General features: G+C 59.6%; 22 protein-coding genes. 10 read left to right on the forward strand and 12 right to left on the reverse strand.

What is annotated here, in order from left to right:
• Positions 1 to 29: 29 nt before the first annotated feature.
• The 6 genes from rplS to ffh form a co-directional block, all read right to left on the reverse strand.
• Positions 30 to 515: a 50S ribosomal protein L19 gene (gene rplS, locus Mhypo_RS05675; protein ID WP_119340338.1), complete on the reverse strand. Its 486-nt coding sequence runs from the start codon at positions 513 to 515 to the stop codon at positions 30 to 32.
• Positions 516 to 704: 189 nt separating this feature from the next.
• The gene (gene trmD, locus Mhypo_RS05680; protein WP_119340339.1) at positions 705 to 1418 is read right to left on the reverse strand and encodes a tRNA (guanosine(37)-N1)-methyltransferase TrmD; all 714 of its coding nucleotides are present in this window, start codon (positions 1416 to 1418) and stop codon (positions 705 to 707) included.
• Between the two features lie 18 nt (positions 1419 to 1436).
• Positions 1437 to 1925 (reverse strand): ribosome maturation factor RimM, encoded by a 489-nt coding sequence (rimM, locus tag Mhypo_RS05685; protein WP_119340340.1) that lies wholly within the window; start codon positions 1923 to 1925, stop codon positions 1437 to 1439.
• 156 nt (positions 1926 to 2081) lie between these two features.
• Positions 2082 to 2300: a KH domain-containing protein gene (locus tag Mhypo_RS05690; protein ID WP_119340341.1), complete on the reverse strand. Its 219-nt coding sequence runs from the start codon at positions 2298 to 2300 to the stop codon at positions 2082 to 2084.
• An 84-nt stretch (positions 2301 to 2384) separates the two neighbouring features.
• Positions 2385 to 2624, reverse strand: a complete 240-nt coding sequence (rpsP, locus tag Mhypo_RS05695; RefSeq protein WP_119340342.1) for a 30S ribosomal protein S16 — start codon at positions 2622 to 2624, stop codon at positions 2385 to 2387.
• Between the two features lie 103 nt (positions 2625 to 2727).
• Positions 2728 to 4032 carry a signal recognition particle protein gene (ffh, locus tag Mhypo_RS05700; protein ID WP_119340343.1) on the reverse strand — a complete coding sequence of 435 codons (1305 nt, stop codon included), beginning with the start codon at positions 4030 to 4032 and terminating at the stop codon, positions 2728 to 2730.
• Positions 4033 to 4290: 258 nt separating this feature from the next.
• On the opposite strand from ffh, the gene Mhypo_RS18060 reads away from it, so the two are divergent.
• The 3 genes from Mhypo_RS18060 to Mhypo_RS05710 all read left to right on the forward strand — a co-directional run bounded on the left by Mhypo_RS18060 (position 4291) and on the right by Mhypo_RS05710 (position 6795).
• A complete protein-coding gene (locus Mhypo_RS18060) occupies positions 4291 to 4431 on the forward strand; it encodes a hypothetical protein (protein ID WP_170148222.1) in 141 nt (46 codons plus the stop codon).
• A 532-nt stretch (positions 4432 to 4963) separates the two neighbouring features.
• Positions 4964 to 6325 carry a magnesium transporter gene (gene mgtE / locus Mhypo_RS05705; RefSeq protein WP_119340344.1) on the forward strand — a complete coding sequence of 454 codons (1362 nt, stop codon included), beginning with the start codon at positions 4964 to 4966 and terminating at the stop codon, positions 6323 to 6325.
• Between the two features lie 44 nt (positions 6326 to 6369).
• Positions 6370 to 6795 carry a hypothetical protein gene (locus Mhypo_RS05710; protein ID WP_119340345.1) on the forward strand — a complete coding sequence of 142 codons (426 nt, stop codon included), beginning with the start codon at positions 6370 to 6372 and terminating at the stop codon, positions 6793 to 6795.
• Here Mhypo_RS05710 and Mhypo_RS05715 read toward each other — a convergent pair.
• The 3 genes from Mhypo_RS05715 to Mhypo_RS05725 are packed head-to-tail and all read right to left on the reverse strand — an operon-like array spanning position 6767 to position 9285.
• Positions 6767 to 7330: a DUF6992 family protein gene (locus Mhypo_RS05715; protein WP_119340346.1), complete on the reverse strand. Its 564-nt coding sequence runs from the start codon at positions 7328 to 7330 to the stop codon at positions 6767 to 6769. The genes Mhypo_RS05710 and Mhypo_RS05715 overlap by 29 nt on opposite strands.
• Before the next feature lie 17 nt (positions 7331 to 7347).
• Positions 7348 to 8775, reverse strand: coding sequence for an FAD-binding oxidoreductase (locus Mhypo_RS05720; RefSeq protein ID WP_119340347.1), 1428 nt, complete (start codon positions 8773 to 8775; stop codon positions 7348 to 7350).
• Between the two features lie 12 nt (positions 8776 to 8787).
• Entirely contained in the window at positions 8788 to 9285 is a 498-nt protein-coding gene (locus tag Mhypo_RS05725; protein ID WP_119340348.1) for a lipoprotein, read from the reverse strand.
• Between the two features lie 115 nt (positions 9286 to 9400).
• On the opposite strand from Mhypo_RS05725, the gene Mhypo_RS05730 reads away from it, so the two are divergent.
• Positions 9401 to 9859, forward strand: coding sequence for an EVE domain-containing protein (locus Mhypo_RS05730; RefSeq protein WP_119340349.1), 459 nt, complete (start codon positions 9401 to 9403; stop codon positions 9857 to 9859).
• Here the strand turns inward: Mhypo_RS05730 and pilC are convergent.
• A complete protein-coding gene (pilC, locus tag Mhypo_RS05735; RefSeq protein WP_119340350.1) occupies positions 9834 to 11054 on the reverse strand; it encodes a type IV pilus assembly protein PilC in 1221 nt (406 codons plus the stop codon). The two genes, Mhypo_RS05730 and pilC, sit on opposite strands and share 26 nt — an antisense overlap.
• A 64-nt stretch (positions 11055 to 11118) precedes the next feature.
• Between pilC and scpB the strand changes: the two genes are divergently transcribed.
• The 3 genes from scpB to Mhypo_RS05750 all read left to right on the forward strand — a co-directional run bounded on the left by scpB (position 11119) and on the right by Mhypo_RS05750 (position 13647).
• A complete protein-coding gene (scpB, locus tag Mhypo_RS05740; RefSeq protein WP_119340351.1) occupies positions 11119 to 11643 on the forward strand; it encodes an SMC-Scp complex subunit ScpB in 525 nt (174 codons plus the stop codon).
• A 532-nt stretch (positions 11644 to 12175) separates the two neighbouring features.
• Entirely contained in the window at positions 12176 to 12910 is a 735-nt protein-coding gene (locus tag Mhypo_RS05745) for a 2-phosphosulfolactate phosphatase (protein WP_119340352.1), read from the forward strand.
• Between the two features lie 2 nt (positions 12911 to 12912).
• Entirely contained in the window at positions 12913 to 13647 is a 735-nt protein-coding gene (locus tag Mhypo_RS05750; RefSeq protein WP_119340353.1) for a WecB/TagA/CpsF family glycosyltransferase, read from the forward strand.
• A gap of 38 nt (positions 13648 to 13685) precedes the next feature.
• On the opposite strand, the gene Mhypo_RS05755 is transcribed toward Mhypo_RS05750, so the two are convergent.
• Complete coding sequence (locus tag Mhypo_RS05755) at positions 13686 to 14753, reverse strand: lipocalin family protein (protein ID WP_119340354.1); 1068 nt, start codon at positions 14751 to 14753, stop codon at positions 13686 to 13688.
• A 72-nt stretch (positions 14754 to 14825) separates the two neighbouring features.
• Between Mhypo_RS05755 and Mhypo_RS05760 the strand changes: the two genes are divergently transcribed.
• From Mhypo_RS05760 to aspS, 3 genes are all read left to right on the forward strand, one after another.
• Complete coding sequence (locus Mhypo_RS05760) at positions 14826 to 15587, forward strand: TatD family hydrolase (RefSeq protein WP_119340355.1); 762 nt, start codon at positions 14826 to 14828, stop codon at positions 15585 to 15587.
• Between the two features lie 136 nt (positions 15588 to 15723).
• Entirely contained in the window at positions 15724 to 16146 is a 423-nt protein-coding gene (locus Mhypo_RS05765; protein ID WP_119340356.1) for an HRDC domain-containing protein, read from the forward strand.
• Between the two features lie 213 nt (positions 16147 to 16359).
• The gene (aspS, locus tag Mhypo_RS05770) at positions 16360 to 17631 is read left to right on the forward strand and encodes an aspartate--tRNA(Asn) ligase (protein WP_119340376.1); all 1272 of its coding nucleotides are present in this window, start codon (positions 16360 to 16362) and stop codon (positions 17629 to 17631) included.
• 39 nt (positions 17632 to 17670) lie between these two features.
• Here aspS and Mhypo_RS05775 read toward each other — a convergent pair whose 3' ends face one another.
• Positions 17671 to 17928 carry a hypothetical protein gene (locus Mhypo_RS05775; protein ID WP_119340357.1) on the reverse strand — a complete coding sequence of 86 codons (258 nt, stop codon included), beginning with the start codon at positions 17926 to 17928 and terminating at the stop codon, positions 17671 to 17673.
• Between the last annotated feature and the right edge of the window lie 116 nt (positions 17929 to 18044).

An 18044-nucleotide genomic window follows, 5' to 3' on the forward strand; every position in this document is an offset into this window, starting at 1 on the left:
GCTGTGTGGGGTATTCGTGGGAGGCCGCTCTATTCCTTGTTTTCTTCAGCCACTTCGCTGGCCTGGGCCGCGCTTTCGGCTTCTTGCCTGGCAGCCTCAGCAGCCTTGGCTTCGGCGGCTTCTTTAGCAGCCACCGCACGGGCTTCCACATCCTGGTTGAGGCGCTTGCGGTCGCCTTTGATGCGCGCCGCTTTACCACGCAGTTCACGCAGGTAGTAAAGCTTGGCCCGGCGCACCTTACCCCGACTCACAACCTGCACACTCTCGATGAGCGGTGAGTTGAAGGGAAATACCCGCTCCACCCCTTCGTTGAAGGAGATTTTACGTACCGTGAAAGCGCTGTTGAAGCCGTTGCGCTTAATCTTCAGCACCACGCCTTCGTAGGCCTGTACGCGGGTACGGTTGCCTTCCACCACCTTGTAGTTGACCCGCACGGTATCGCCGGGTTTGAACTGGGGGATGTCGGTACGGGTGTACTTCTTTTCTACTACTTTGAGCAAAGCACCACGGTTCATGGTCTGACTCCTTGTTCCAGCGGAACCTACTTGTGCGCCTTTTGCCTTAGGCAAAACTGCGGGTTCATGGATACTTGCCCTCAAACGTACCCGCAAAGCAGATACTCGGGACAGGTCAGCAAGTTGTGATTCTAGCAGCCGGGAAGGAGCTTGTCAAAATCGGTGCTGTCGGTGGGTAGCAACGGTAGTTTACGTGCTTTCTTCCTCGAGCCAGACCAAATCCTTTGCGGTTAGCTCGGCTTTTTCGAGCAGGTCGGGTCGGCGTTCTTTGGTTCGCTTGAGGGCTTGCTTGCGCCGCCATTCGGCAATTTTGGCGTGGTGGCCCGAGGTCAGGATCTCTGGCACGCTCTGGCCCCGGAACTCCGGGGGCCGAGTGTAGTGGGGGTAGTCCAGCAGACCGGTAGAAAAGGAGTCCTGCTGGTGGCTTTCAGCTTCCTTAATGACCCCCGGAATCAGGCGGGCGGTGGCTTCCAGAATGACCAGCGCCCCCAGCTCACCGCCCATCAGCACGTAGTCGCCTATGGAAACCTCACGGGTCACAAAGTGTTCCACCCGGGCATCAATCCCTTCGTAGCGCCCACACAAAAGCACCAGGTGTGACTTCCGCGCCAGTTCCTCGGCCATGCGCTGGGTAAAGGGTGCTCCGGCGGGGCTTAGCAGAATGCGTTCGTCGGCTGGTCCGGCGGCCTCGAGGGCCCGCACCACCACGTCCACCCGCATCACCATGCCGGCTCCACCGCCATAGGGGGTGTCGTCTACGGTTTTGTGTTTATCTTCGCTGTAGGCCCGGATATCGCGGATATCGACTTCAATCAGGCCTTTCTGAATGGCTTTTTGAACAATAGACTCCTCTGTCCAGGGGCGGATCAGGTCAGGAAACAGGGTCAGGATGGTGTATTTCATGGTCGAGCCAGATATCGGCTACTCGAGCAAACCCGGAATAGCCTCAATGTGAATGCCGTCGGCCTCGATTTTCACATAAGGCGCCTGGAGCGGCACCAGGTAGGTTTTGCTCTGGGCCCGCAGCGAGGTGCCTTTGGCTTTGATGACGAGCCGTTCCTGCGCGCCGTCCTCCACATCCACCACTTCCCCAAAGGGCCGCCCATCCACAAAAACCGGCCTGCCCATAAGCTCGAAGTAGTAGTATTCGCCTTCCTCCAGTTTGGGAAGGTCGTCCTGGTCGGCATATACGCGCAAACCGGCCAGCTGTTCGGCCTCCTGGCGGTTTTGCACACCGGAGAGATACACCACCAGCTCGTTACCCAGCTCCTCAATTTCTTCTATCGCCCGGTAACCCAGTCCCTCGAGGTAAACCCGCTCGAGGTCATACACCACCGGTTCGCCTCGAAACTTGAGGCCCCCCGCCATGCCATAGGCTTTTCCGATTCGTCCAATTTCGATGCGCCGCATATAGAGGGGTTATACCGGATTCAAAAAGACAGTTTACAAAACCAAAAACACCAGAGGCTGTCTTTTTGAATCCTAGAGCACTCCCTTCGATCGGGTTAGTTCGTCACCAAAGGGTGACGAACTAACCGAATCTGGTATTAGGTCAGGGGTTTGGGTCTAGCGCACCTCCACCGAAACCCGGCCTCGAGCAAACGAACGCACCACTGTGCGGATACTCTCGATGACGCGACCCTGCCGCCCGATGATGCGGCCCTTGTCTTCAGGATGGGTTTCGATGTAATACACCAAACCTTCGCGGCCCCGGCGCTCATCTACGCAAATGGAGGCTGGGTGATCCACAACGGCTTTGGCCAGGTACTCAACTAGGTCTTTCATAAGCACTAGCCTAAAGCCAAATGCTAAAAGCCGAAAGCCCAGGGGTTTTGAGCCTTTAGCTTTCGGCTTATCGCCTTGGGCAGCTTAAGCGCTGGCTTGTTTGATGAGCTTCTTGACGGTGTCGGTGGGTTGGGCGCCAACACCCAGCCAGTACTGCAAGCGTTCCTGGTCTAGCTTGAGCCAGTCTTTGGTGGTCTTGCGGGGGTCGTAGTAGCCGATGCGCTCGATATAGCCGCCGTCGCGCTTGACGCGGCTGTCCACTACCACTATGCGGTAGTGCGGGTTGCCTTTGGAGCCGAAACGAGAGAGACGAATCTTGGTCATGGTTTTCTCCTTTTTCTTTTGTCTACAGCGGTATGGTTTTTTTCCGCATTGCTGGTCGCAGGTCCAGGGCCGAAAGGCCGGGTTTTGACTTGCGACTTGAGACCTATGGCCTGAAGAGCCCCCTGCCCCCTCTTTGCTGTTGTTTGGCCAGGGTTTTCAACATCTGCTTGGCGTCTTCGAAGGTTTTTATGAGGCGGTTGACCTCCTGCACCGAGGTTCCCGAGCCTGCTGCGATGCGTTTGCGCCGCGAGGCATTGAGTATCCTGGGGTCACGCCGTTCTTTGGGGGTCATGGAGAGCACAATAGCCTCCATGCGGTTCACCTGTTTTTCGTCTACCGAAAAGCCAGCCGGGAGCATCCGCGACATACCGGGAATCATGCCCAGGATTTCGGTGAAGCTGCCCATTTTGCGCATCTGGCGCATCTGGGTAATGAGGTCTTCCAGGGTGATTTCCTTGAGGTCTTTCTGGGGGGCCTCGAGCTCGGCCTGCTTGGCCTTCTCCAGCAAGGTCTGGAGGTCGCCCATGCCCAGGATGCGCTGGGCCAGCCGATCAGGGTAGAAGGGCTCGAGACCCTCGAGTTTCTCCGAAACCCCCGCAAAGTAGATGGGCTTTCCGGTCACGTGCCGGGCCGAAAGCGCCGCGCCACCCCGGGCATCGCCATCGAGCTTGGTCAGAATCAGACCCGAGACTCCAATCCGCTCATCGAAGGTTTTGGAGACGTTCAGGGCCTCCTGGCCGGTCATGCTGTCCACTACCAGCAGGGTCTCGGAGGGCCCCAGCACATGCTTGAGCTGGGCCAGCTCGTCCATCAGGGCTTCGTCTATCTGCAGGCGACCTGCGGTGTCCACAATGACCAGGTCGCGGTAGTCGAAGGTCAGGTGCTGCTGCAGGCGGGTGCGGGTGGTCTCGGGGCGCTCGTTATCGGCGACCTCGAGCACCGGCACCCCAATCTTCTCGCCCAGAATGCGCAGCTGCTCGCGGGCGGCGGGGCGCTGGGTGTCGGCAGCGACCAGCAAGGGGCGGCGCCCCTTGGACTTATAGAACTGGGCCAGCTTGCCGGTGGTGGTGGTCTTTCCCGAGCCTTGCAAGCCCACCATAAACCACAGGTTGCCCTCGTTCTTGAGCACCGGCTGTTTGGCTTCCCCTCCCAGCATCTGCACCAGCTCTTCGTAGACCACAGTCAGGATTTGCTCCGCCGGGGTAAGGCTCTCCAGCACAGCCTGGCCCAGGGTTTTCTCCTGTACCCTGTTTACGAAGTTTTTGGCGACCTCGAAGTTGACATCGGCCTCCAGGAGCGACATGCGAATCTCGCGCAGGGTGGCCTTGAGGTCGGCCTCGCTAATGCGGCCCCGCCCGCGCAGCTTGTCCACAGCAGCGCGAATGCGTTGGGAAAGGGTCTCAAACATAGGTTTAGTCTAGCCGAGGGGTGCCCAAGAAACCACTCATATTACTTTTGCGATTTCAAGGCCACTTCCCAAAGGCCGCCCGCTAGGGTAGCAGCAATGGATTGAGTATGTCAATATCAGGTAATATGACAATAAACTAATCTTCAGGGCTTGGTGTGAAAATGCCTAAGGCCCAGAGCAAGGGCAGAATGGCTTCGGCAAAATCGTTACCAAAGACCAGGCAACTAAGTGACCAAACCGCAACGGTATACTGCACCTATGGCACGGCAGAACCCGGTGGGCCAGGCCAGCTTTAATGAGTATTTGGAGCTCGAGGCCCACACCCAAGAGCGCCACAAATGGGTGGACGGTTATCTGTTTGCCATGGCGGGTCGAGATTTTCGAGCGTTTAGAGGGTAATACCGGATTCAAAAAGACAGTTTACAAAACCAAAAACCCCAGAGGCTGTCTTTTTGAATCCTAGAGCACTCCCTTCGGTCGGGTTAGTTCGTCACCAAAGGGTGACGAACTAACCGAATCTGGTATAAATCCTGGCGTTATACCCCTGTGGGATAGAAGGGCGTTTTCAAGCTGCCTTGCCTGGATTTGCAGCTCGAGGTAGCCCAGGTCTACCAAGGAATGACCCTCTAAACCCATTCATTAGCCTGCGACCTGCGACAACACATCGGCACATTGAAGCAGGCGACATGGCCAGATTTGCTTGCCTCGTGGGGCCTTAGGTGTTAACCTACTAGAGGCATTTTTGCCACCTTGTAAGGCCAAGAACACAGGGTTCAAAGCGCAAGGTTCAGGAGGCACCGTGGAAGATCACAGTTCTAGTCGAAGATTTTACCCGGTGTGCTCCCACACCGTGTAATCCTCGACAAACCGTGTACCCTGCGGAGCTTCCTTCCAAGATTCGGCCCAGGCCGAAAACCGAAGGAGGCCGCACATGTACGACACCCAAAACCTGGTTGGGCTGGACGCCCTCCAAAGGGCCCTCGAGGAGAGCGACGCCTTCAAGGTCAAGGCTGCGCTGGAAGAGCTGTATCCGGCGCAAATTCTGGAGCACTGGTCAGAGTTTGCTCCCGAACATCGCCTGCCCATCCTGACCCTGCTCTCCCCTGCCGATGCGGCGGAGGTCTTCAGCCACCTCGAGGAGACCGAGCAAGCCGAGCTCCTGGAGGCTTTGCCCCCCTGGCGGGTCAAGGAGCTTTTAGACGAACTCTCGCTGGACGACCTGGCCGACACCATCAACGCCGTCGAGGAGGAAAACCCCGCCCAGGCCGAGGCCCTGCTCCGCCAGCTCGACCCCGAGACCCGGGCCGAGGTCGAAGAGCTAACCGAGTACGACGAGGACGAGGCCGGGGGCATCATGACCTCGGAGTACATCGCGGTACGCGATGCCATGCGGGTCGAGGAGGTGTTCCGCTTTCTGCGCCGCGAGGCCCCCGACGCCGAGCAGATCTACGTGATTTACGTGGTGGACGCCGAAGAACACCTGGAAGGGGTGCTCACGCTACGCGACCTGATTGTGGCCGACCCCAAAACCCGCGTCGCGGAGATCATGAACCCCGATGTCATCTTTGTGCGCGACGACACCGACCAGGAAGAAGTAGCCCGCCTGATGGCCGACTACAACTTCACGGTGCTGCCGGTGGTGGACGAGGATAAAAAACTGGTGGGGATTGTCACCATTGACGACGTGGTAGACGTCATCCAGGAAGAGGCTACCGAAGACATCTACCGGCTGGGCGCGGTGGAATCACCCGAGCTGGTGTACAGCAAGTCGAGCGTGTGGGAGCTCTGGAGCGCCCGGGTGCGCTGGCTGATTATCCTGATCGTGACTGGCAGCATCACCAGCAGCATTCTGCAAGGTTTCGAGTCGGTGCTCGAGGCGGTCACCGCTTTGGCTTTCTATGTTCCGGTGCTGGTGGGTACCGGCGGCAACACCGGTAATCAGTCGAGCACCCTGATCGTGCGGGCGCTGGCCACCCGCGACGTGACCCTGGGCGACTGGTTACGAATCATGCGCAAAGAGCTGGGGGTAGGCATGCTGCTGGGTTTGACCCTGGCCACCCTGCTGACCATCAAGGTTATCATTGACGGACAAAAAGACCTGCTGGTGGTGGTGGGCATTTCTTTAGGGCTCGTGGTTCTGCTGGCCAATGTTGTGGGGGCCATGCTGCCCCTTCTGTTGCGCCGCCTGCGGCTCGACCCGGCCCTGATTTCCAACCCCCTCATCGCCACCGTGACCGATGTAAGCGGGCTGGTGGTGTACTTGAGTGTGGCCCGATGGCTGCTCAACCTATGAAAGTCTGAGTGGTTGGCCCGCCAGCAGCGCGAACAGGAGCAACCATGCGCCTCGAGATGATTGTGGAGTGGAGCCTGGGCAGCCCCCTGCGCTTTGATTGGGACGGCCACAAGCTGGTACCGCGTGACCCCCCTTGGCGGGCCGAATGGGGCCTTCCGCCGGTGAATTACGGCCTGATTCCGGGGTATTTCAACCCCGCCGACCAGGCTGCGCTGGACGCTATCTGGGCAAGCCGGGAACCCGTTGCGGCGGGAACCTGGCTCCTGGGCGAGGTACTGGGCATGATCTGGCTACCCGACGGCGACCACAAAATAATCCTGGGGGAACCCCAGAACCTGCAAAGCCTGGATATAGACGGGCTCTGGGCCTGGTTTCAGGGGCGTGGGCCCCGCCTGTTGGAGTCCGAGGAAGCCATCGCCTTTATCCTTTCGCTAACGAGGGTCAAGGATTCTCCAGCGCCAGGGCATTGAACAGGTCAAAAAGCAGCAGCCAGGCCCCCTGCAGGGCAATGGCCCACCCCGCTCCCTGGCTGCGGGCATCGGGCTGTAGGGCCAAGAACACCCCCCCTGCAATGTAAAGCACGTCAAGCCCGGCGTTGATGTAGAGCAGGTCGCGCAGGGTGTTTTTGTCGGGCTCGGGGCCCAGCAGCCCCACCAGGGCAATGCCGGAGTTAACTGCGGTCCAGACTGAGTGGGTCAGCCAGAACGAGCGCTGCCAGGGGTCGTCGCTCAAAAGCCCCACAGTAGAGCCTGCCAACGTCCAGGGCACGCTCCAGGCCAGCAGCCGGGCCGAGATGGCCAGCCCCCGGAAGCCCTCCGGGGCAGGGCCCAGGAGTAGCCGATCCCAGGAGGGTCGTTCAGGTTCTCGGCTTGGCCCCTCGGCCTGTTCAACAAAGATCAGCGGCTCAGCCACTATTGCTGGCCCTACCGAGAATTGATTTTGAGTTTGGGCCAGCCCCTGAGTACTAAAAAGCACCAGCAGCAAAAGCCACAGGTTTTTGATCATTTATTCAGCTTCACTGCTCAGTGCGTGAACGAGTGGGCTTCGGGCAACACTTTACCCGGATTCAAGCGGTTCTGTGGGTCGAAAGCCGCCTTGACTTTGCGCAAAGCCTCTAAGGTCTCGGGGTCTACCGCCTCGCTCATAAAGTCGCGCTTCATGATGCCGATGCCGTGCTCTCCCGACAAAACCCCCCCATGCCGCAGGGCCACCCGGGCTATCTCGTGCAGGAGTTCCCAGACCTTTTCTTCCGGGTCCGCTTTGGGGTCGTAGAGCACGTTGGGGTGGAGGTTGCCATCGCCAATATGCCCAAACTGCACCACCCGCAGGCCATAGGCCTGACCCAGCGCTTCGATGCTGCGCACCACCTCGGGCAGACTCGAGCGCGGTACCGCGATGTCCTCGTTCATGCGCTTAGGCTTGATGGCGCCGATGGCGGGGGAAATGGAGCGGCGGGCCTTCCATAGGGCTTCACTTTCGCCGCTGTCGCGGGCTAAGCGCACGGTGGCCCCATGCTTCTGGCAGGCTTCGGCCACCCAGGCCAGCTCCTCCTCGACTATCAGGGGGTCATCACCATCGGTATCTACCAGCAGAATGGCGGCGGCTTCGCGGGGTAGCCCTAGCTTGAGGTAGTCTTCTACGGCATTGATGCAACCGTTGTCCATGAACTCGAGCTTGCTTGGCACCGCACCGGCAGCAATCGCCTCCGAGACGGCTTCGGCGGCTCGCCCCACTTCGTTGAAAATGGCCATCAGGGTACGGGTATAGCGCGGGATGGGCTCCAGGCGCAGTTTGGCTTCGGTGATGAGCCCCAGCGTACCCTCGGAACCCACCAGCAAGCCCACCAGGTCGTAGGCCTCGCGCCGCAAGCGGTGCACCTGCCCGGCAAAGTCCACGAACTCGAGCTCCAGCACATAATCGCCGGTCACACCCTTCTTGAAGCACATCGGCCCTCCGGCGTTTTCGGCCAGATTACCCCCAATGGTGCTGGTGCGAAAAGAAGCTGGGTCAGGGGGATACCATAGCCCATAAGGTTTGGCCAGCTCGCTGATCTGCAGCGTAACCACCCCCGGCTGCACCGTGGCGATGCGGGCCTGGGGGTCGATGTGCAGGCCGGTCATACGGGTAAATGACATCACGATGGACTCCTGGATTGGCACCGCCCCGCCCGACAAACCACTGGCCGCCCCGCGTGCCACAATGGGCAGACCCACCTGATTGGCGAACCGCACCGCTTCGACCACATCGGCAGTCGAGGTCGGCAGCACCACCACAGCCGGGGTCACGCCCATGGCAATGCCGTCGTAGGAGTAGTTGCGCCGCTGGGCCAGCTCGAGCAAAACCTTCTCCCGGCCCAGCCGAGCCTGTAGTTCCTGGGCCGTTCGGGCCGGTTGGGGGTATGTGGGGCGGGGTGAGGATGGCAGGGGCTTCTTGCCAAGGTTCAGGGTCACACTTATAGCTTATCAGGGACAGTTGTCAATGACCGGAATGCCCGGAAAAACCAGTCGGGCCGAACTACCGTTGGTGGCAAAAACGGTTAGCTCAAGGCGGGTCGCCCCAATCTGGCGGGGCTGGGGCACTGGGGTTACTACGATGCTCTGTGGCGATACGCTCAAGGGGGCCGTCCCCTGGCTCAAGGCCCAGTTCACGCTGATGCGGTTGTTCTGGTTGAGGTAACCGCCGGTGTCCTTGCTCATGCTGAGGGTATGGGTGGCCTGGCCGGTGGTCTCGCCCACCAGGCGCGCGTCCCAGCGTGCGATGCGGGCAAAGTCGTTGTAGCGGAAGCTGTAGGTCAGGGTGGTGATTTTGTTATCGCAGATGTACGAGCGCCCACTGGCATCGCGGAAGTTGCTCTCGTAGCGCAGGTCGGAAATCAAGAGGGTATCGGCAGGGTTGGTGCCGATGGGGATGCAGCCGGCAAAAACCAGCAGCAGGGAAAAGGCGAAGAGTGGCTTTTTCATGGTTGTATCGTTGCTCGAGGTGCTGGTATTGGCATAAGCGAAACCTAAACCCGCGTTTAGGTTGGTGGCTCAAACAGCAGCATCTAAAGTCCGGCTAAGGCTAAACTGGCCTGGTATGAACTACTGGCTGCTCAAGTCGGAACCCGACGTATTCAGCATAGACGACCTGAAAAAACAAAAAACCACCCTCTGGGACGGGGTACGCAACTACCAGGCCCGCAATTTTCTTATGGCCATGCAGGTGGGGGATCTGGCTTTTTTTTATCACTCCAGCACCGAACCGCCCGGCATCGTGGGGCTTTGCCGGGTTCTCGAGACCCATATTGCCGACCCCAGCCAGTTCGACCCCCAATCGCCCTACTTCGACCCCAAGAGTTCAGAGGACAAGCCGCGCTGGTGGACGGTGCGGGTGGGGTTTGTGGAGAAATATAAGCAGATGATCACCCTCGAGGTCTTGCGGGCAAAGTTCAGCCCCGACGAGCTGGTTCTGCTTCGCCGGGGCAACCGGTTATCGGTGATGCCGATTGCTTCTGGGGTTGCAGACAGGATTATTGCGTTGAAAGCGTCCCGATGATCTTGAACAGCGGCAGGAACATCCCGGCCACAATCACGCCTACGATAAAGCCCAGGAAGATGATCATCAGGGGCTCGATGGCGGCGGTCAGAGCGCTCACCGCTTCGTCTACCTCGCGCTCATAGAAGTCGGCAATTTTGGTGAGCATGGTGTCCAGCGCACCGGTCTCTTCACCGATGGCGATCATCGAGCTCACCATGGGCGGGAAGACCTGCGGGTGGGCCTGGATGGTGGTGTAAACCGGCTCACCGGCCTGGATGGCAATTTTGGTCTGCTCGAGGATATCCTCCACAATGGCATTCCCGGCAGTGCCCTTGGTAATGTCCAGGGCCTCCACAATGTTCACACCGCTCGAGATGAGCAGACCGAAGGTACGGGAAAAGCGGGCCAGCGCGCTTTTCTTCATCAGGTTTCCAAATACCGGCAGCTTGAGCTTGATCTGATCGATCTGGTGTCGCCCCTTATCGGTTCGGTAGTAGGCCCGGTAGGCAAAAAAGAGTGCCACCACAATCAGCACAATAAAAATAGTACCCTGGCGTAAAAAATCGGAGATGCTCATCAGGGCGCGGGTCAGGAGGGGCAGCTCCGAACCCAGACCGGTCAGGATCTGGGCAAACTGGGGCACAATGCCGGTCAGCAGGAAGTAGGTTACGCCCACCGCAAATACGAACACGATGGCCGGGTAGGTCAGGGCCGAGCGAATCTTACCGATTAAGGCCAGCTCGTTTTCCAGGAAGGTCGCCAACCTGTCCAGGATGGCGTCAAGCGTGCCCGAGGTCTCACCTGCCCGCACCAGGTTAATGTAGAGGCGGCTAAAGAGCTTGTGTTTGCTCAGGGCTTCGCTGAAGTTGGCCCCGCCCTCCACCTCGGTGCGGATTTCTTTGAGCATAGCCTGGAACTTCTTTTTCTCGGTCTGGCGCTCGAGGATGGCCAGGGCCTGCACGATGGGCAAACCGGCGTTGAGCATGGTGGCCAGCTGGCGGCTGAAGATGGCCAAATCCTTCAGTCCAGGCTGGGGTTCCAGACCGGGCAGCTTGATTTCGGCCTGCAAGCCTTTGCCGGGCTCCTTGATTTCGGCTATGAACAGGCCCTTTTCGCGCAGATTCCGGGCCGCCGTGCGCATGTCGTCGGCTTCGATGACGGCATTGATCAACCGCCCCTGACGATCCCTGGCCTTATATTGATAGGTTGGCATACTCGCTCTAGTATAGCCTCGAGCAGTTCGATTGGTGGTGAAATAACCACATCTCTCATACTCTATGGACACCCAGACCCTCAAAGCCCAGATTTTGGCCGTGTTGTTCGCTGCCGGAAGGCCGCTCTCTCTTCGTGACCTGAGCCCCCTAGGCACCGAGGAAGCCCTCACCAGGGCCATTGTGGCCCTCGAGCACGACCTCGCCGGCGGCCAGTCGGGTGTACAGCTCGAGCGCGTGGCGGGGGGCTGGCGGCTGGTGGTGCACCCCCTGCACCTGACGGCGGTCGAGCAGGTATTGCGCCCGACCCCCCCACGCATCTCCAAGGCAGCCCTCGAGGTACTGGCCTTGATAGCCTATCAGCAACCCCTCACCCGGGCCGAGTTGGAAGCCTTGCGGGGCAAGAGTGTGGAGGGGGTTCTGGACGGGCTGTTGGAGCGCCAGCTGGTACAGGTTGTGGGCGAAAAAGACGCTGTTGGACGACCTAAGCTGTTTGGGACCACCGAGCGGTTTTTAGAAATGTTTGGCCTGGAAAGCCTGGCCGATCTACCCCCGGTGGGCGAAGGTCCGGTGTTGCTTTTACGCAGCTAAAGCTGACCGCAAACAAAAAGGGCTCTACTATTCATACTAGATTCGGTTGATTCGTTGCCGAATGGTAACGAATCAACAGGGCCGAAGTTATCCGCGTAGTGGAGGGCGATACCGCCCCTTGGAAGTTATCCGCGTAGCGGAGGGCGATACCGCCCCTTGGAAGTTATCCGCGTAGCGGAGGGCGATACCGCCCCTTGGAAGGGAGACACTTTTTTCGCCGACCGACAGTGAAGGGCCATCGGCCCCCGGCTAGCGCCGGTACTCAAGGGAGGGGTGTGCTCTAGGATTCAAAAAGACAACCTATGGGGTTTTTGGTTTTGTAAACTGTCTTTTTGAATCCGGTATCACAACTCTTGAGGACACATTGACACAGCGCTACACCCAGGGCAGAGGTTTTTGCAATAGCACGAAGCTACGCACGAAAGGATGGAGAGAATGCGGTTTAGCCTCAGGCTTGCCTTCGGTCTCAACAGCTCTATAGTTATAATGCCGCAGGACAGGCGCATGGCGCTTTGAGGGAGGCCCTTACTTCGTGACGATTCGGGTAGATCTGATTCCCAAACCCCCCTATCCCCAACCGGTGTTGCTGGTAGATGTTTTTTACGGCAGCGCAGTAGGCATGTTGCTGGCTGCCGGCGTCAAAGAGGTCTGGGTTGCCAAAAGTGTGCGGGCCGCCCGGATTCTAGCCGAGGGTGGCAGCCTGCTGCTGGGCGAAGAGGAAGGCCTTCCGCCCGAGGGATTCCACAATGGCCTGTCGCTGGTCGCCCTGGGCAAGCAGCGCTTCCAGGCACAAAGCTGTGTTCTGCTGGCCAAGCCCCTGGCCGAGTCGCTCGAGCAGCTACCCCAGGGAAGTGCCCTGGCCTACTTCCGCAACGCTCGACAGGCCATCCAGTACGCGGTGGACATGCAGATAGACACCGTGGTCGCAGCCACCCAGGCCAAACTCGAGCCCAGCCTGGCCAACACCGTCGCGGCAGGCTTTCTTGCCAAGCGCTTACACCAGGCCCTGGGCCAGTGGGGCACCTTGCAGGACGGGGCCCGGCTGGCCACTGCCCTGCTCAAGTCCTTTCCTGACCCCCAGGAATCGCTGGTACAGTCCGATCTGGGCAAGCAACTCTATCGCGTTGGACGCAGTGAAGACCTGGCCCTGGCGAGCTTAGTCAGTGTGGAAGAGCGGGTACCCCGGCTGACCCAGGTGCGGGTACTGAAGGCTGATCAGTACGGCCTCAGCAAGGACCGCTTCGGTTTTTGTTTTCAGGAGAGGTAGGGATGCAGCGGGTAGAGATACTCGGGACTCCGGTAGACCTGGTGAACCTGGAGCAAACCCTGGCCTGGATAGAGGAAAAACTCACCCGGCCCCTCCCCCACTGTGCCCAGATCATCACCACCAACCCCGAGGCCGTGGTGCGGGCCCAGTCTGACCCTACCCTCAAACAAGCCCTGCAAGAGAGTGAACTTGTCACTGCCGACGGGGTGGGCATCGTCTGGGCCGTGAACCGACTCACCAACCACAAACTTGCAGACCGGGTGCCGGGATCGGAAATCCTGCCTGCTGCTTTTGCCCGTTTTGGTAGCCGCTTGCGGGTCTATTTCCTGGGGGCGCTTCCAGGGGTGGCCGCACGAGCGGCCCAGAATGCCCAGACACGCTGGGGTATTCAGGTTTGCGGTGTGCAGGACGGTTATTTCAAGGATGAAGAAGCGGTTGTCGCGGCCATTCACCAGGCCCAACCCGATCTACTGGTCGTGGGGATGGGCGAGCGTCAGGACACCTTCATCCACCGCCACAAAGCCCGGTTGGGTGCCAGGGTAGCCATTGGCGTAGGCGGCATGATAGATGTGCTGGCCGGTGAGGTACGCCGGGTTCCGCGCTGGGCACAAAAGCTCAAAATCGAGTGGCTGGTGCGCATTGCCAGTGACCGAAAACGCTGGAGCCGATTCCCCAGGCTGCTTAAGTTTGTGCGTCTGGTTCTGGCAAGCCCTCGAGCACCTCGCGTTATCCGCTGATAAGGGCCGTCAGCACACACCAACACACTTACGCGGCCCTATCGCCCCTGAACCGGAAAACCAAACAGGCTTCCCGGCGGGTCGTAGGGCCCGGCCACAAACTCGCCCATGCCCTTTGCCTGCACAGTTTGGCCCTGCCAGGTTCCGCTGCCCGCAACCGGGCCCTCCCAATAGGCCACCCGCGTCGAGACGGTCAGGAGTTCCTGGTCTTTTCGCAGGGGCTCCAGGCGGAGGCTCAGCCCCTCGGCTGCAACCTGCCAGGCCAGGTTGTAGGTGCGCCCACTGGGCGAGGTCCAGCTTTCCAGGGGGGTCATCTGGAGGTTCGGCAGTTCACGAATCTGCCCGTTGGGAAGCGTGGCGGTGCCGGCGAGTTGCACCACCTGCCCTTTAGCGTTCTTGACCCGATAGAGCATCAGGTCGGTGCCATCGGAGAGATGCAGTCCATACCAGTCCCATAGCGCCCCCAGCCCGGTAGCATTCCCCTGGCTCCCAATCTGGTCGCCCCACTGGTGATCCATCCAGGCCTCGCCACGCACTGGCCTGCCCGCAATTACGCCCTCGAGGGCCATGCGGGTAAAGGACACGTAGTACATGCGCCCGGTCTCGGCGGTTCCCGAGTACCCCGGCGGATGCACCACCGCGGGTTTGAGCGGGGTCAGGCGCACCTGGATGGGGCCTGCCGAAAGCCGGTAGCTATTGCCCTCCTGCAACAACTTCCAGTCCCCCTGCTCGATGCGCAAGGGGGGGTAGGCTACCAGGCTATCGCCGCGCGGGCGGTCGGTGCGGAAGTCGAAACGTTCCTCGAACAGCTTCTGGTTGGTGCGCAGGTCGGTTAGGGCGATGTGCGAGGCGTGGTAGGGGCCGGGGAAAAATATAGCGGGGTTGATGAAGCCCACCTGCCAGTTCTGCGGTGCGTAGGCCTTGAACAAGGCCCAATGGAAGGCCAGCCCTTCGTCGGGCAGGTAGCCCGAGACGTACCACCATTCCAGGGGCGCATTGTTGGGCCCCCAGTTGTCGGCGCTCGGAGCCCGATCAGGATTCACGGCCTGCAAAGTAGGCAAGCAGCCGGTAAGAGCAAACAGAAGGGCTATGGTCCAAAGGCGCATGCCGCCAGTGTAAACAAGCCGGGGCGCAACGAGCTGTAGCACAGGGCGTAAACTGAGCCGCGGAAAGACGCTATGACCGACACCCACTGTCACCTGGACTATATGCAGCCCGAGGAAACCCAGGCCGCCATCGAAGCCTCGAGGGACTTCAAGGCCATCCTGACCATCGGGACCAACCCCGTCCGCAACCGCAAGGCCCTGGCCCTGGCCGAGGGCCACCCCCACATTTGGGCCGCCGTAGGCCTGCATCCCACCGAGGCCATGCTGCTTTCGCCGGAGCTCGAGGCCGACCTGCTCCACCTGGCCCAACACCCCAAAGTACGCGCCATTGGCGAAACCGGGCTGGACTTCTACTGGACACCCGAGACCCGGCTGGCCCAGTACAAGGCCCTGGAATTCCAGCACCAGCTTGCTCAGACCCTGAGGCTCCCGCTCATCTTTCACGTTCGCAGCAAGGAAGGCAGCCAGGCCGAAATCGAAATAGCCAGCTGGCTCTTGCAAAACAAGCCCTCGAGGTTCGTTCTTCACGCCTTTGGGGGACACCCCAGGCTGCTAGAGGTGGGGCTTTTGCTGGGGGCCTACTTTGGCTTTGCCGGGCCGCTAACCTACAAAAAGAATGTGGGCTTACGAGAAGCTGCAATGCAAATACCCCTGAACCGCCTGCTGGTAGAGACCGACGCCCCTTTCCTGCCCCCTGAGCCGCACCGAGGCAAGCGCAATCACCCGGCCCTGGTGCGCTTTACCCTGGCCAGGCTGGCCGAGCTTCGTCAACTGGAAGTAGAGGAAATGGAAAGAGTAACCGACCAGAATGCCCAGGCTTGTTTTGGGTTCTGAGCACGGCATAGCTATCTCCAGGCGGGCAGTAAATCCTGGCGAAGGGCAGCCTGCGTAAGCCCCAAACGACAAGAACTCTGTGAATGCGGCTGCGGAGAATGTCCTGCACAGCAGGGGTGGGCAGTAAACTAAAGCCATGCAGTGCCAGACCTTTACGCTTCGGTTGGACCATGCCCGGGACCTCGAGCAGCTCAACGAGTTTTTAGCCCAGGTCATGCCCATCCAGGTATCCAGCAGCCTGGTGATGGGCCATACCCCCTTCTGGAGCGTGCTGGTGTTTTACGAGGGCGAACCCAAGACCCCCAGTTCCCGTCAAATCAGCCCGTCCGCAGAACCCTCCAGCAGCCCTGCCTTTGAGGCCCTACGCAAATGGCGCAGCCTGAAAGCCAAGGAAGAGGGGGTTCCGCCGTATGTCATCGCCACCAATGCCGAGCTACAGGCCATTCTAAAGAGCAAGCCCAAAACCCCGGCAGAGTTGGGTGAGATCAGGGGGTTTAGCCAGGCCAAGATCCAGAAATATGGCCGAGAAATCCTGCAAATTTTGAATCAGGCCGTGTAGGGGGGTGCTTGTGATCATGTCGCCGGACTTAAATCGACGAGACACCTCTAGCCTGGCTTGACCAAGTGAGATTTGGCACGTAATATGCAGTGCAGGATGTTGCGGACGGACAATAATTCTTGAGGGGGCGAGATTTCGACCCCCGATACCTCGTTGTATCGGGGGTTTTTTGTTGAGCCCACACCGCCGCAAAAAACTTTTTCGGGAGAGAACATGTCCAGAACCCTCGCCAGCCAAGTTGCCCAGCATGTGGGCCAGACCGTTACCCTGCAGGGTTTCCTGCACTGGAAGCGCAACCTCGGCGGTATTCAGTTTGCCCTCTTGCGCGACAAAAGTGGCATCGTGCAGGTGGTGGTGGATAAGCGTTTCGAGCTGCCTTTGGCCGAGTCCTCCATGAAGGTGGTGGGCCAGGTAGTAGCCAGCCCCAAAGCACCGGGTGGCTACGAGGTTATTGCAGAAGACCTCGAGTTTTACGCCAAAGCCAGCGAGCCCAGCCCCATAGAAATTCCCAAGGAGGAGTGGCGGGTCAACCCCGAGACGCTGCTGGAGTACCGCTATGTGAGCTTGCGCGGAGAAAAAGCCCGGGCCCCCCTAAAGGTTCAGGCTGCGCTTGTGCGGGGCTTTCGTAACTACCTTGACCGCCAGGGCTTTACCGAGATTTTCACCCCCAAGATTGTCTCGGCAGGGGCCGAGGGGGGCAGCAACCTGTTTGGAATTGATTATTTTGAGCACCGGGCTTATCTGGCCCAGTCCCCTCAGCTCTACAAGCAGATTATGGTGGGGGTCTACGAACGCGTCTACGAGGTCGCGCCGGTCTTTCGGGCCGAGCAACACGCCACCAGCCGCCACCTCAACGAATACCTTTCGCTCGACGTGGAGATGGGCTTTATCGAATCGGAATACGACGTGATGGACCTCGAGGAAGAGCTCCTGCGGGCCATGCTGGACGAGGCCCGTCACAGCACTGCGGCGGAGTGCAAACTTCTGGAGGTAGAGTGGCCCAACTTAGCCGAGATGCCCCGCCTCGAGCACCAAGAAGCCCGTCGCATTTTGCGCGAAGAGTTGGGGATGCCGGTAGGGGCCGACTTCAACGAGGAAGCCGAGCGGGCCCTGGGGGCTTGGGCCAAGGAGAAATGGGGTGTGGATTTCCTCTTTATCGCCAAATACCCCGAAGCCGCCCGACCCTTCTATGCCTATCCCGAGGGCGACGGGTCCACAAGAGGCTTCGATTTGCTGTTCAGGGGGCTGGAGATTACCTCCGGCGGACAGCGCATCCATCGGTACGAAACCCTGGTTGAGCAACTCAAAAAGAAAGGCAACGACCCCGCCCACTTTGCGGGCTACCTGGAAGTGTTCAAGTTTGGTATGCCGCCACACGGCGGATTTGCCATTGGGGCCGAGCGCCTCACGCAAAAGCTGGTCGGCCTGCCCAACGTGCGCTACGCGCGGGCCTTCCCCCGCGACCGACACCGCCTCACGCCGTAACCTCGCGACCGACACCGCCGAACGACGTAAGGGCTGTCCCTACTTCTTTAGTTTCAGTACGCCTTTGGTAATTTCTTGCTCGATACCAAGCTCGAGGCGCATCTTTTCCAGGCGATCCAGGAGCCCCTCAGGCGTAACCCCCAGCCGCTTGGCCATAGCGATAATCTTCTGCTCGTCGTACAGGGTGCCGAGGGTCAGGGCCATAGCCTCGCGGTACTTGGGCCCTAGCATCACTTCAATGGTCTTGATTCGGAGCTGGATTTCGAACCACTCGAGTTTCTCGGTCTCGTTTTGCATAAGTTCCTCATTGGGCACACTGCCCGCGCACAACCCCCACATACTACCAGCATGACCCGCTTCGAAAGGAGTTCGAAGGCTTCCAAAAGGCCAAAGGAAACAGTCAATGCCATTGG

The sequence above is a fragment of the Meiothermus hypogaeus genome, from assembly GCF_003574035.1.
GTDB classification, from domain to species: Bacteria; Deinococcota; Deinococci; order Deinococcales; family Thermaceae; genus Meiothermus; species Meiothermus hypogaeus.

Bases quoted from the DNA above. Each gene is read 5' to 3' on its own strand.
- rplS (WP_119340338.1), bottom strand. From the start codon at position 515: ATGAACCGTGGTGCTTTGCTCAAAGTAGTAGAAAAGAAGTACACCCGT.
- trmD (WP_119340339.1), bottom strand. From the start codon at position 1,418: ATGAAATACACCATCCTGACCCTGTTTCCTGACCTGATCCGCCCCTGG.
- rimM (WP_119340340.1), bottom strand. From the start codon at position 1,925: ATGCGGCGCATCGAAATTGGACGAATCGGAAAAGCCTATGGCATGGCG.
- Mhypo_RS05690 (WP_119340341.1), bottom strand. From the start codon at position 2,300: ATGAAAGACCTAGTTGAGTACCTGGCCAAAGCCGTTGTGGATCACCCA.
- rpsP (WP_119340342.1), bottom strand. From the start codon at position 2,624: ATGACCAAGATTCGTCTCTCTCGTTTCGGCTCCAAAGGCAACCCGCAC.
- ffh (WP_119340343.1), bottom strand. From the start codon at position 4,032: ATGTTTGAGACCCTTTCCCAACGCATTCGCGCTGCTGTGGACAAGCTG.
- Mhypo_RS18060 (WP_170148222.1), top strand. From the start codon at position 4,291: ATGGCACGGCAGAACCCGGTGGGCCAGGCCAGCTTTAATGAGTATTTG.
- mgtE (WP_119340344.1), top strand. From the start codon at position 4,964: ATGTACGACACCCAAAACCTGGTTGGGCTGGACGCCCTCCAAAGGGCC.
- Mhypo_RS05710 (WP_119340345.1), top strand. From the start codon at position 6,370: ATGCGCCTCGAGATGATTGTGGAGTGGAGCCTGGGCAGCCCCCTGCGC.
- Mhypo_RS05715 (WP_119340346.1), bottom strand. From the start codon at position 7,330: ATGATCAAAAACCTGTGGCTTTTGCTGCTGGTGCTTTTTAGTACTCAG.
- Mhypo_RS05725 (WP_119340348.1), bottom strand. From the start codon at position 9,285: ATGAAAAAGCCACTCTTCGCCTTTTCCCTGCTGCTGGTTTTTGCCGGC.
- Mhypo_RS05730 (WP_119340349.1), top strand. From the start codon at position 9,401: ATGAACTACTGGCTGCTCAAGTCGGAACCCGACGTATTCAGCATAGAC.
- pilC (WP_119340350.1), bottom strand. From the start codon at position 11,054: ATGCCAACCTATCAATATAAGGCCAGGGATCGTCAGGGGCGGTTGATC.
- scpB (WP_119340351.1), top strand. From the start codon at position 11,119: ATGGACACCCAGACCCTCAAAGCCCAGATTTTGGCCGTGTTGTTCGCT.
- Mhypo_RS05750 (WP_119340353.1), top strand. From the start codon at position 12,913: ATGCAGCGGGTAGAGATACTCGGGACTCCGGTAGACCTGGTGAACCTG.
- Mhypo_RS05755 (WP_119340354.1), bottom strand. From the start codon at position 14,753: ATGCGCCTTTGGACCATAGCCCTTCTGTTTGCTCTTACCGGCTGCTTG.
- Mhypo_RS05760 (WP_119340355.1), top strand. From the start codon at position 14,826: ATGACCGACACCCACTGTCACCTGGACTATATGCAGCCCGAGGAAACC.
- Mhypo_RS05765 (WP_119340356.1), top strand. From the start codon at position 15,724: ATGCAGTGCCAGACCTTTACGCTTCGGTTGGACCATGCCCGGGACCTC.
- aspS (WP_119340376.1), top strand. From the start codon at position 16,360: ATGTCCAGAACCCTCGCCAGCCAAGTTGCCCAGCATGTGGGCCAGACC.
- Mhypo_RS05775 (WP_119340357.1), bottom strand. From the start codon at position 17,928: ATGCAAAACGAGACCGAGAAACTCGAGTGGTTCGAAATCCAGCTCCGA.